Source organism: Calidithermus terrae (assembly GCF_003574345.1).
In the GTDB taxonomy this organism is placed as follows: Bacteria; Deinococcota; Deinococci; order Deinococcales; family Thermaceae; genus Calidithermus; species Calidithermus chliarophilus.
In genome coordinates this window covers 1-12,050 of the sequence record NZ_QXDL01000126.1, presented here as the reverse complement: position 1 = coordinate 12,050, position 12,050 = coordinate 1, and the positions used below count along the sequence as shown (strand labels likewise).

Annotated in this window: 8 protein-coding genes and 2 riboswitches; of the genes, 3 read left to right on the top strand and 5 right to left on the bottom strand. The window is 72.5% G+C overall.

Going from position 1 to position 12,050, the window contains the following annotated elements:
• Positions 1-175 precede the first annotated feature (175 nt).
• From guaA to Mterra_RS13850, 3 genes are all read left to right on the top strand, one after another.
• Positions 176-1,702 carry a glutamine-hydrolyzing GMP synthase gene (guaA, locus tag Mterra_RS13860; protein WP_119315710.1) on the top strand — a complete coding sequence of 509 codons (1,527 nt, stop codon included), beginning with the start codon at positions 176-178 and terminating at the stop codon, positions 1,700-1,702.
• Between the two features lie 110 nt (positions 1,703-1,812).
• Positions 1,813-1,896, top strand: a riboswitch (cyclic di-GMP riboswitch).
• A gap of 76 nt (positions 1,897-1,972) precedes the next feature.
• Positions 1,973-2,058, top strand: a riboswitch (cyclic di-GMP riboswitch).
• A gap of 78 nt (positions 2,059-2,136) precedes the next feature.
• Positions 2,137-3,762 carry a S8 family peptidase gene (locus tag Mterra_RS13855; RefSeq protein WP_119315709.1) on the top strand — a complete coding sequence of 542 codons (1,626 nt, stop codon included), beginning with the start codon at positions 2,137-2,139 and terminating at the stop codon, positions 3,760-3,762.
• Between the two features lie 11 nt (positions 3,763-3,773).
• Positions 3,774-4,364: a hypothetical protein gene (locus Mterra_RS13850; protein ID WP_119315708.1), complete on the top strand. Its 591-nt coding sequence runs from the start codon at positions 3,774-3,776 to the stop codon at positions 4,362-4,364.
• A gap of 169 nt (positions 4,365-4,533) precedes the next feature.
• Here the strand turns inward: Mterra_RS13850 and Mterra_RS13845 are convergent, their stop codons facing one another.
• The 5 genes from Mterra_RS13845 to Mterra_RS13825 form a co-directional block, all read right to left on the bottom strand.
• Positions 4,534-5,322, bottom strand: a complete 789-nt coding sequence (locus tag Mterra_RS13845; RefSeq protein WP_119315707.1) for an alpha/beta hydrolase — start codon at positions 5,320-5,322, stop codon at positions 4,534-4,536.
• Positions 5,323-5,324: 2 nt separating this feature from the next.
• Positions 5,325-8,789: an efflux RND transporter permease subunit gene (locus tag Mterra_RS13840; protein WP_119315706.1), complete on the bottom strand. Its 3,465-nt coding sequence runs from the start codon at positions 8,787-8,789 to the stop codon at positions 5,325-5,327.
• A 9-nt stretch (positions 8,790-8,798) separates the two neighbouring features.
• Positions 8,799-10,010: an efflux RND transporter periplasmic adaptor subunit gene (locus Mterra_RS13835; protein ID WP_119315705.1), complete on the bottom strand. Its 1,212-nt coding sequence runs from the start codon at positions 10,008-10,010 to the stop codon at positions 8,799-8,801.
• A complete protein-coding gene (locus tag Mterra_RS13830) occupies positions 10,007-10,987 on the bottom strand; it encodes a TolC family protein (RefSeq protein WP_119315704.1) in 981 nt (326 codons plus the stop codon). The genes Mterra_RS13835 and Mterra_RS13830 overlap by 4 nt, the downstream gene beginning before the upstream one ends.
• Positions 10,984-12,050 (bottom strand): TolC family protein (locus tag Mterra_RS13825; RefSeq protein ID WP_147372797.1); only part of this gene is annotated, 1,067 nt, incomplete at its 5' end. The genes Mterra_RS13825 and Mterra_RS13830, both read right to left, overlap by 4 nt.

Here is a 12,050-nt window from a genome sequence, read left to right as displayed (position 1 = left end):
GCCCGTGGAGATCCCCTCCCCGTCCCTCCCCGCGCGCGGGGAGGGACGGGGAGGGGATCTCCACGGGCCTTTCGCCTAATGATGATGGCTGACGGCTGATAGCTGATAGCTGACGGCTAACCCCTGACGCCTCCTCGCTTCCCGCCTCCCGCCCTTTACGGGTACACTCACCCACATGAGCGTCGTCATCCTCGATTTCGGCTCGCAGTACACCCGGCTCATCGCGCGGCGGGTGCGGGAATTGCGGGCGTACTCGGTGATCCTGCCGGGGACGGCCAGCCTCGAGCGCGTCCTGGCGGAGCGTCCGCAGGCGGTGATTTTGTCGGGCGGGCCCAACTCGGTCTTCGACCCCAGCTCACCGCGGCCGGCGGAGGGGCTGCTCGAGCAGGGGCTGCCGGTGCTGGGCATCTGCTACGGGATGCAGTACCTGGCGATGGCCCACGGGGGGCGGGTGGAGCGGGCCGGGCGGCGGGAGTACGGCAAGGCGGTGCTGACGCGGCACGAGGGGCCGCTGTTCGAGGGGCTGGAGGGCGAGTTGCAGATGTGGATGAGCCACTCCGACGCCGTGACCGCCCTGCCCGAGGGGTGGCGGGTGATCGCCGAGACCGAGGAGAACCCGGTGGCCGCCGTCGCAGCCCCCGACGGCCGGACCTTCGGGGTGCAGTTCCACCCGGAGGTGGTGCACAGCCCCAAGGGCATGGCGGTGCTGGAGAACTTCCTCGAGCTCGCCGGGGTGCGCCGCGACTGGACCCCCGAGCACACCCTCGAGGCCCTCATCGCCGACATCCGCGCCAAGGTGGGCAAGGACCGGGTGCTGCTGGCGGTGTCGGGCGGGGTGGACTCCTCCACCCTGGCCCTGCTGCTCTCGAGGGCCATCGGCTCGCAGCTCACCGCCGTGTTCGTGGACCATGGCCTGCTGCGCCTGAACGAGCGCCACGAGGTCGAGCAGGCCCTGCGGCCCCTGGGCGACGAGAATTTGCGGGTGGTGGACGCCTCCGAGCAGTTCCTGCGGGCGCTGAAGGGGGTTGCCGACCCCGAGGAAAAGCGCAAGATCGTGGGGCGGGAGTTCATCCGGGTCTTCGAGGCCGAAGCCCGCAAGCTCTCGCAGGAGGGCTGCCGCTGGCTGGCGCAGGGCACGCTCTACCCCGACGTCATCGAGTCGGCGGGCGGGGAAGGGGCGGCCAACATCAAGAGCCACCACAACGTGGGGGGGCTGCCCCCGGACCTCAACTTCGAGCTCCTGGAGCCCTTCCGCTACCTCTTCAAGGACGAGGTGCGCGAGCTCGCCCTGCTCCTGGGCCTCCCCGAGCCCATCCGCATGCGCCACCCCTTCCCGGGCCCCGGCCTCTCCATCCGCATCCTGGGCGAGGTCACGCCCGAGAAGCTCGACGTCCTGCGCCGCGCCGACGACATCTTCATCAGCGCCCTGCGCGACTGGAACCTCTACGACAGCGTTTCTCAGGCCCTGGCCGTGCTCACCCCCCTGCAGAGCGTGGGCGTCATCGGCGACGAGCGCAGCTACGGCTACGTGCTGGGCCTGCGGGCGGTGAGCACCGCCGACTTCATGACCGCCGACTGGGCCCGCCTGCCCCTCGACTTCCTCGACGAGGTCGCCCGCAAGATCACCCGCCAAGTCCCCGAGGTCGGGCGCGTGGTCTACGACATAACCTCCAAACCGCCCGCCACCATCGAGTGGGAGTGAGGCGCGGCAGTGCCGGAGGGCACTCCCAAGTCACGAAAGTAACGCCCCAGATGTGACGTTTGACCATTTCCCCACCTAAGGGATGTGGTACAACGGCACCTGGAGGGAAACCTCCTCTCGGAGGCGACGAAGCCTGTCCTGCATTTGGGCGCCTGGGACAGGCCGAGCCAGTGGCGCAACCGGCCGAGAGACAACCACTCCGTACGCATCTTGCCACGCCGTGGGCGTTTCTCGCCGGTCAGGTTCCCAGCCTGGCCCTAGGCGTCGTTTAGGGTGTTCGGAGGCGTTGAACCGTGTTTCCCAACGTGGGCACCAAGGGAACCGGGGAGCCAGTGGTGCAACCGGCCGAACGCAGAAAAAGCGTTCCTGACGGACCTTGGCTTTTCCCACTCATCTTTACCGTTGGCTCTTCGACCTTTCGTCCGCTCTGGGCGGTGGCCGGGCTCGCCGCTGTGGTCCTGGCGGGCTGCGGACAGCCCGTCGCCCAGACCCAGGCCGAGTTCACGGCCGTGCCCGCCCAGCTTCCGGTGAGCGGGGGAGAAGTCTCCTTCTTCTGGCAGGCCGAAGGCGCCGGGGAAGTGACCGTCACGAGCGAGCCCGCCCTGCCGGGCTTTCCCCTCACCACCCGCGACCGCTCCTTCTCGGTGAAGGTGCGGGGCAACCCCACCACCGCCGCCAAGACCTACCGCTTCACCCTCGAGCTCGCCACCCCCCAGGGCCGCGCGGTCAAGACCCAGAGCGTCACGGTCGAGCCCCAGGCCTCCGTGAGCTGCCCGAGCTCGAGCCGGCCCGCCGCCCGCGCCGCGCTCGCCGCGCCCGAGCCGCTCAGGCCCGCCGGGCTGGGCCGCTTCGACCGCCCCTACGCCAGCGGCCGCCTGCTGGTGTTCAGCCAGAGCGACAGCCGCTTGCAGAAGCTGGGCGCTGTGCGCCTGGAGGGCGGCTGGGGCGTGGTGCGGGTGCCGCAGGGCCAGGAGGCCGCCAAGGCCCGCGCCCTCGTCGAGCAGGGCCTGGCCGACTACGCCCAGCCCGAGTACCTCTACGAGGCCGCCCTGGCCGCCGTGCCCCCGGCCAACCGCCAGTACCCCGCCCAGGACGAGCTCTTCGCCCAGATGCGCCTCGAGCAGGCCTGGAAGGGCCTGAGCGCGGGCTGCGAGCGCCCCGTGGTCGCCGTGGCCGACACCGGCTTCTTCACCGACCGCCCCGACCTCGCCCCCAACCTCACCCCCCAGTCGAGCTGGCTGGACGTGGTGGGGGCTAGCCTCGAGGCCCCCCAGCCCCGCCAGGGCGCCGTGGCCCCCCACGGCGGCGACTCCCACGGCACGGCGGTCGCCGGCGTCATCGCCGCGACCACCAACGACGGCTCGATGCTGGCCGGGGTGAGCTACAACCTCGCCCAGGTCCTGCCCATCAAGATCTTCGACGCCCAGGGCCGCACCGGCACGCTCCAGATCGCGCAGGCCCTCGAGTACGCCGCCGGCCGGACCGAGATCGGCGGCCGGGCCTTCACCAACCCCACCCCCGCCCAGGTGGTCAACCTCTCGCTGGCCGGTCAGGCCTTCGACCCCTACCTCGAGAGCGTGCTGGCTAAGGTCAGCGCCCAGGGGCTGGTGGTGGTGGCTGCTAGCGGCAACTCCGGCAGCGCCAGCGTGGGCTACCCGGCCTCCTCGCCCTACGTCCTCGCCGTGGGCGCCACCGACGCGCAGGGCCAGCGCGCCGTGTGGGGCAACGGGTTCGGCTCCAACTACGGCCCCGAGCTCGACTTCGTGGCCCCCGGCACCGCCGTCCCCAGCTACGGCGGCCAGGCCGCCGACGGCGTGGGCAACGCCTACGGCACCTCGATGTCGGCGGCCTTCGTCAGCGCCACCGTCGCGCTGCACCTCTACCAGAACCAGCGCCAGCACGGCACCTTCCACCCCGAAGGCGCGGGCAGCGCCACGCTCGAGGCCGTCCGTTCCTGCCTGCGCAGCGCCGCCCAGCTCTCCGCCCCCTCGCCCGAGACCGGCCACGGCCTGATCGACGTTTCCAAGGTGATTGACCCCGCCAACCCCGCGTGCAACTAGAGGAGGTCCCCATGCCCAAGAGCCTGCTTCAACCCCTCCCCGACGAGATCCTCAGCGGCTACGAAGCCCACCTCTACCTCGCCGACCTCCAGCTCTACGGCCTCATCTACCTGCCGCAGGGCACGCTGGGCCAGCCCCTGCCCTCCACCGCCGACTGGCTCAACCAGGGCGACAGCCCCCTTCTCCCCCTCGCCAGCGTCAACCTCTACCGCTCCGACTCCCCCGCGACGCCCCGGGCCGAGGACATCCTGGCGGTGCTCCCCTCGATGGGCCTGCCCAAGGAGCGGGTGCTCTACCTGCAAGGCGGGCGGCCCCCGGCCGTCCGGGGCGGCAAGCGCCGGAGGGTGGCCCTGCTGTACCCTCACAGCGTGCTGGTGGGCTGGCTCGAGGGCCCCGAAGGCCAGGACTTCCACCAGTACGTGGCCCTCGCCCTGCCCTTCCAGCCCCTCTTCGAGGCCGAGGTCTACCCCCTGGGCCAGCCGCTCAGCCAGGCGAAGTGCCTCGAGCGCCACCCCTTCCTCACGGTCAACCTGCGCCAGGCGCGGGGGTTCTTCGCGCCGATGCCGGAGGGGCCGGGTGGGGTGGACTTGACGTTGTTCTGAGGCGATGGCTGATAGTCAATAGTCGATAGCCGATCGTCGATAGCTAAACGCCAGACGCCGGACGCGGGTCGTACGTCGTACGTCGTACGCAAGACGCAAGACGCCTCGGCCCTCGATCCTCGGCCCTAGACTCTCGACTTTTCACACGCCACGAGCTACGGGCCCTTAGTTATCGGCTATCGACCCTCCGCAAGAACGCCACCGTGGCCTGTACGATGCGCTGCCAGCCCTCGGGTTGGCCGATGTCGGCGGGCTGGTCGCCGGGCTGGGCCCCGTAGGCCCCGAAACCGGCGTGGTTGAGGCCCTCGATCACCTCGACCCGGGTGCCCTTGGGCATGCGGGGGATCTGGCGGGCGCGTTCCTCGGCGGTGAGCAGGCCGTCCTTGCCGCCGAAGAGGGCCAGGGTGGGGAGGGTGCGGCTCGAGAGGTCGTTCTGGGGGTAGGAGGCCCACAAGACCAGCCCCGCCACCGAGCGCTGAACCAGGGGGTCGCCGGAGGCGGCGAAGTTGGCGGCGGCCACGCCGCCCATGGAGTGGCCGGCCAGCACCCACTTGGTCTGGGGGTAGCCCTCGAGCACCACCCGCGCCCGGTCCTGGTCGCTGATGGCGAGGTTGAAGGGCACCCACAGCAGCGCGACCGGGTGGCCCGCCGCGGCCACCTGCCGCAGCACCGGGGCGTAGGCGCGGTAGTCCACGCGCGCGCCGGGGTAGAAGGCCAGGCCCACTCTCGCGGCCTCCCCGGCGGGGCGCAGCAGGTAGCCCCAGTTCCTGGCCTCCACCCTCACGGCGCTGTCGCTGCTGAGGGCGCCCAGGGCCTCGGGCGCGGGGGGGATGGGCTTGAGGGCCTGCCAGACGTAGAACACCACGCTGGCGGCGAAGAAGAGCATCAGGCCGAAGAAGATCAGCCAGAAGCGGCGGCTGGCGACGAGGGTCTGGGGTCGGGCGGTTTTGCGGCTCATGGTCAGTCGGTGGCTGTGGGGGCCGGGGTCTTGGGCAGGGTTTGCCCCTGGTAGCGGCGGCGCTCGAAGAGGTAGAAGGCGGCGGGCACCACGTAGAGCGTCAGCAGCGTCGAGACCGTGACGCCGCCCAGGATGATGATGCCCAGCGGCTTGCGGAACTCCGAGCCCTCCCCGCTCGCCAGGATCAGCGGCAGCGAGATGATCAGCACGGTGAGGGTGGTCATGAGGATGGGGCGCAGGCGCAGCCGGGCGGCCTCCACCAAGGCGTCGTAGAGCGGCTTCTCCTGGGCCTGGCGCACGGCGAAGTCGAGGAGCAGGATGGCGTTCTTGGTCACCAGCCCGATCAGCATCACCAGGCCCAGCACGCTGATGGTGTCGAGGCCCGCGCCGAAGAGCCATAGCGCCCAGAAGGCGCCCACCAGCGCCAGCGGGACGGGCAGCAGCAGGTAGAGGGGGTAGCGGAAGGCGTTGAACTGGCTGGCGATGACCAGGTAGTTCAGCAGCAGCGCCAGCCCGAAGGCGATGGGCGCGGTGCTGGCGAGGTCGCCCACGAAGGCGGCCCCGCCCTGGCTCTCCAGCCGCACCCCGTCGCCGAGGACGCCGGCCTCCTCGAGCGCCTGCTCGATCTGCTGGCTGTACTGGAAGACCCCGCTGGTCGCGCTCTCCGAGCGGTTGGCGGTGATGCCGGCGGAGAAGGCGTTGTTGGTGCGGGCCAGCGTGGCGGGGCTCTGGCGGCTGTCGAAGCGGCTGAGGCTCGCGAGCGGGAGCGACTGGCGCAGGCTCGGGGAGTACACCGGCAGCGAGAGCAGGGCGCTGGGGCTGCCGATGAGGCCGGGGTCGGCCTTGACCACGATGGGGTATTCCTGGCCCGAGCGGCGCAGCTTGGCCGCCTCCGCCCCCGCGTTGTAGACCCGCAGCACCTGGGCGAGGTCGTTGGGGGTGAGGCCGGTGCCCTCCAGCGCCGAGGCGTCGGGCACCAGCACCCGCTCGTTGGCCTTCTGGGCGAGGCTGCTGGAGACGTTGGCGAGGAAGTCGAGGCCGTAGAGCACCTCGAGCGCCTTCGCGTTGCGCTCCTCGAGCAGCTCGGGCGTGGGGGCCGAGAGCACGAACTGGAAGTCGTCGCCCCCCGGGCCGCCCTCGGCGGCCTTGACCCGCAGGGTGGCCTCGGGGCGGGCCTCGAGCCGGGCCTCGAGCGCGCGGGCGAGCTCGGGGACGATGGCGTAGATGTTCGCGCGCTCGCCGTGCTCCGCCAGCACCACGGTGAAGTCGGCGCGCTCAGGGTTGCCGCTGCCCAGCGCGCTGTTGGAGGAGCCCACCTCGGTGAGCACGTCCTTAACGTAGGGGCGCGCCAGCAGGAAGTCCTCGACCTCGCGGGCCAGCCGGTCGGTCTCGTCGAGGGCGGTGCCCTTGGGCAGCTCGAGGCGCACGTTGACCACGCCGTTGTCGGAGCGGGGGGTGAAGTTGAAGGGCACGCGGGGGGCCACCAGGCCGATGGAGAGGAAGAACAGCGCCCCCACCGCGAGCACCAGGGGGCTGCGGGGCAGCAGCCGGGCCAGGCTGCGGGCGTAGGCCTCGCGCAGCAGGTCGAACAGGCGCTCGGAGGCGTGGAAGAGCGAGGAGCTCACCGCCCCCGCCAGCCCGAACAGCACGCGCCCCACGTAGCGCAGCGGCAGCAGGGCCAGCCACAGCGGCAGCAGCAGCGCCTGCCAGGAGCGCAGCTTGCCCGCCAGCCAGCCGAAGTCCTCGCGGATGCCGCGCAGGCTGCGGGGCACCTCGCGCCAGGTGGGGGGCTCGGGGTCGGGGAAGTAGGCCAGGCGCACGGTGAGGAAGAACAGCGCCTCGAGCCAGCTGAAGAAGATCGCCGCCGCCAGCCCCAGCCCGAACTCGCGGAAGAGCTGCCCCACGAAGCCCGGCAGGAAGCTGATGGGCAAGAACACCGCCAGGAGCGACAGCGTCGCGGCCGAGACCGCCGAGAGCACCTCGGTGGTGCCGCGCAGCACCGCGTCCTTGAGGCCGTAGGGCTGCTCGAGCCAGTGCTCGACCTGCGCGGCGACGGCGGGGATGTCGTCGGCGGGGAGCAGGTCGGCGCTGCCCCGGCCCACCGCCGCGTGCACCGGCAGGCCCTGCGCCAGGTAGCGCTCGATGTGCTCGGCCAGCACGGCGGCGTCCTCGCGCGAGAGCAGCCCGCGGGTGGCCTTGGCTACGGCGTCGGGGACGGAGTACTTCTGGCGGCGGTAGCGGTCGATGTTCTCGGCCACCACGATGGAGTCGTCCACCACGATCCCCACCGCCACGATGATCGCCAGCAGGCTGATGACGTTGAAGGTGAAGCCCAGCAGCCCGTACACCAGAAGCGCCCCGGCCATGGTGATGGGGATGGCGACCACCACGCTGAAGACCGAGTTGAGCTTGCCCAAGAACACCAGCACCACAAAGGAGACCACCAGCGCGACGATGACCACCTCCTTCAGCGTGTCCTCGACGGTGGCCTGGATGAAGGTGGTGGTGTCGCCGGTGACGCGGGCGCGGTAGCCTTCGGGCAAGGTCGCCCTCGCCAGGGTCCCCTTGACGCCCTGCGCCACCGAGACCGCGTTGGCGTCGGGGGTCTTGCGCACGCCCAGCAGCACCACCGGCTCGCCCGACAGGCGCGTGTAGCGGCTGGGGGTGGCCTGGGTGTCGCGCACGCTGGCGAAGTCGGAGACCTTGAGGCCTCGAGCCGGGTCCACCACGATGCGCGCCACGTCGGCGGGGGTCTGGGGCTGGCTGCGGGTGACGAAGTTGAAGCGCTGCCCGCCCTGGTCCTGGCTCCCGGCCGGGATCGCCAGGGCCGAGGCCTGGATGGCCCCCACCACCTGGTTGGCGGTGAGGCCGTACTCGGCGAGCTTCCAGGGGTCGAGCAGCACCTGGATCTGGCGCTGGGGTGCGCCCTGGATCTGCAAGTCGGCCACCCCGGGCACGAGCTGGAGCTGGGGCTTGAGCGTCTTATCGACGTAGTCGGCCACCTCGCGCAGGTCGCGCCCCTCGGCCGAGACCGCCACGTAGAGGATGGGCTGGGAGGCGGGGTCGAACTTCTGCACCACCGGGGCCGAGGCGTCGCGGGGGAGCTGGCCCCGCACGGCCGCCACCCGCTGCGAGACGTCGGTGGCGACCTGGTCCACCGAGCGCCCGTAGTCGAACTGGGCGATGACCAGCGAGAAGCCCTCGCTCGACTGCGAGGAGATCTGGTCGAGGCCGGGCAGCGTGGAGAGGGCGTCCTCGATGGGCCTGGAGATCTGGCTCTCGATCTCCTCGGGCCCGGCGCCGGGGTAGGTGGTGCTGATGGCCACGACCGGGATCTCGAACTTGGGCAGCAGGTCCACGCCCAGGCCCCGGCTGGCGATGAGCCCGAAGAGCACCAGGGCCAAAAAGGCCGCCGTGGAGAAGACGAAGCGCTCGACGAAGAACTTGACCAGCGGGCTCTCACGCATGGCACGGCCTCACGGGATGACCTCGACCCTGTCGCCGTCGCGCAGGCTGGGGGGCACCGGGTAGATCACCCGGGCCCCGGCGGGGACGCCGTCCACGGCCACGGTGGTGCCGTTGTCGCCCAGCACCCGCACCGCCGCCGTCCGGGCCTGCCCCTCCTCGGCCAGCATCACCGCGGGCCGCTCGCCGGGCAGCAGGGCCCCGCTGGGCAGCAGGACGCCCTGGGCGAGCTCGAGGTTGTAGCGCAGGTTGGCGGTGGCCCCCGGCGTGAGCGGGGCCGCGACCTGGGCCACCGCCTCCACCAGACGGTCGTTGCCGGGCACCTGGGCGGTGCGCACCAGCCGGGCGTAGTAGGTCTTGCCCTGGTAGTCGAGGTTGAGCCCGCTGCCCACCGGCAGCCGCGCGGCCTCGGAGGGCGGGATGCGGAAGCGGGCCTCGAGGCTGCGGGTGTCGGCCAGGCGGAAGGCCCGGCTCCCGGCGGCCACGAACTCGCCCGGGTTGACCAGCACCTCGGCCACCACCCCGGCGTAGGGGGCCCGGATCACCGTCTCGCCGAGGGCCTTGCGGGCCTGCTGCACCTGCACCTGGGCCTGCTCGAGCTGGATGCGCAGCAGCGCGAGGTCCTCCTGGTTGGCCCGCCGGGCGCGGCTGAGGTTCTCCTGGGCGTTGTCAAAGGCGGCCTGGGCCTGGGCGCGGGCGGCCTCGAGGCCGCTGAGCTCCACCGCGGCGATGGCCCCCGCCGCCGCGAGCTCCCGGCCCTCCTTCAGGCGCCGCTCGGCCACGCTCAGGTTGGTGCGGGCGGCCTCGAGCTGGGCCTGCAGCGGCGCGAGGTTGGCCTGGGTCGAGCGCTGGGCGCGGCTGAGGTTGACCCGGGCCTGCTCGAGGCCGAGCTCGGCCTGGCGTAGGCTGCTGCGCGCGTTGGTGGCCTCGAGCTCGATCACCGCCTGGCCCGCCGCGACCCGCGCCCCCTCGCTCACCAGCACGCGCTCGACCCGCCCGCTAGCCCCCGCCGCCACCTGGCTCTCGCGGGCCGGGGCCAGCGTGACCCCGGTGGTGCGGGCGGCCACCAGGCGGCCCGTCTTGGGCGCGACCACCCGCACCCGCACCACGCGCTCGGCCGCCGGCTCTTCCTTCGCCGCGGTGGCCGACCCCGTCTGGGGCCGGCAGGCGGCGAGCGCCAGCAGGCTCAGCCCGAGGGCGAGGTAGACCCCGGCTGCCCTCATCGCCCACCGCCCGTCAGGAGGTTGTAGTAAGCCCGCAGGTAGTTGCCGACGGCCTGCTGGGCCGCGAGCTCGGCCTGGGTGAGGGCCAGCTCGGACTGGGCGTAGGCGATGGGGCTGATGAGGCCGCCCTCGAGCCGCTTCCTGTCGGCGGCGAGCTGCTCGCGGGCGTTCTCCACGGCGGCACGGCTGACGCCCAGCGCCCTCGAGGCGCTGACGAGCTGGTTGTAGAGCTGGTCGTACTGCAGGGCCAGCGCCCGCTCGACCTCGCGCGCGCCCGCCTGGGCCTGCTCGGCACGGGCCCGGGCGGCGTCGATGTCGGCGCGGGCGGCGTAGCTGGGGTCGAGGAGCTCGACCTGGAGCCGGGCCAACTCGGCCCGCTGGCGGGCCTGCAGGAGGTCGGGGTTGGCCTCGAGGTAGCCCTTCACCGCCTCGGGGCCGGGCGGCTCGGGGAGCTTGGCGAGGGGGTCGAGCGCGGCGAAGGCTCCTACCAGGCTGCGCAGGTTGCTCTGCGCCAGCGCGAAGCCGCTCTCGGCCAGGCCGGCCTGGCGGCGGGCGTCCTCGAGGCGGTTCTGGGCGTTCTTCACGTCGAGCGCGGTGCCCGAGCCGTTCTTCTGGCGGATCTGCGCCACCTGGAGGTTGGTCTCGGCCAGCTTGAGCGACTGCTGGGCCAGCCGGTTCTGCAGGTTGGCCTCGAGCACCTGCGCGTAGGCGCCGGCGATGGAGCCCTCGGCCTGGCGCAGGGCCCGGGTGTAGCTGGCCTGGGCCAGCGCCACGCGCTGCTCGGCCTGCACCCGGCCGGGGCGGGTGAGCAGGGGATCGGCCAGCACCCGCTGCAGGGCGGCCTGGGCGTCGTCGAGCTCGGCCTTGGCCGAGACGACCGGGGCCTGGGACGCGGCTTTGCCGAGGGCGGTCTCGAGGCTCAGGTTCTGGGCCGCGGCGAGGGCGAGGAAGGCGAGGAGGGGGATGAGCCGTTTCATGGGGTTACCTCACTGGGGGGGAGGGCATAGAAGCGGTAGAGGTCGAGGAGGCGTTGCGCCCGCGCGAAGCGGGCCTGCTCGAGGCCGAGCCGGGCCTGCTGGGCGGCGAGCTCGGCCTGCAGGGTGGCGAGGGGGCTGGTGAGCCCCAGCCGCTCGCGCTCGCGGGCCTCGCCCAGGGCCTTCTCGCCGTCGGCCAGGGCGCTTTGGGCGAGCCCTAGGCCCCGCTCGGCGGCGGCCAGGTTGGTCCGCAGCACCTGCTCCTGCAGGGCGGCGTTGCGCTTGGCCGCCTCGAGGCCCGCCCGCGCGGCCTCGAGCTGCCGCTCCCCGGCGTCGATGGCGTCGAAGAGGGCGGGGGTCAGGCTGAAGCTCAGCCCCACGCGCCACTCCGAGCGCAGCCGGTCCTGCGGCGGGCTCGAGCGGCTGGGGTTGGGGTCGAGGTAGCTGAAGCCCAGCGCCGGCTGCAGGGTGCGGCTGTTGAGCGAGAGGCTCCAGGTGCTGCTGCTCGAGGGGTACCAGCTATAGCTCCCCTGCACCACCGGCAGCGCGTTGCGCAGGGCGCGGTCGAAGGCGAGCTGGGCCTGGATCACCTGCAGCTCGGCCTGCAGCACCGCCGGGGCGGGGAAGGGCCTGGGCACCGGCACCTCGACGGGCTCCACCCGGTCGGTGCCGAAGAACTCGCGCAGCGTGAGCCCGGCGAGCTCGAGGTTGCGCTGGGCGTCGTCGAGCTGGCTCTGGGCCTGGCGCACCCCGGCCTCGGCCTGGCGCACCTCGCTGGCGTTGGCCGCCTCGCGCGTCTGGCGCAGCCGGGTGGCCTCGAGGCTGCCCTGGGCCAGCCTGAGGCCGCTCTGGGCCACGCCCACCGCGCCCTCGGCCAGCTTGCGCCGGTAGGCCGCCTCGAGCGCCTGCGCCTCGAGCTGGGCGCGGGCCTGGCGGTAGCCGATCTTGGCCTGCTCGAGGCCGATGCGCGCTTGGGTCAGGTTGTCGGCCACGTCCCCGAAGGGGAAGGGCGTGAGCGTCAGGCTCAGGCTGAGCGAGCGGGCGTCGGACGGGGGGGTGTAGCAGG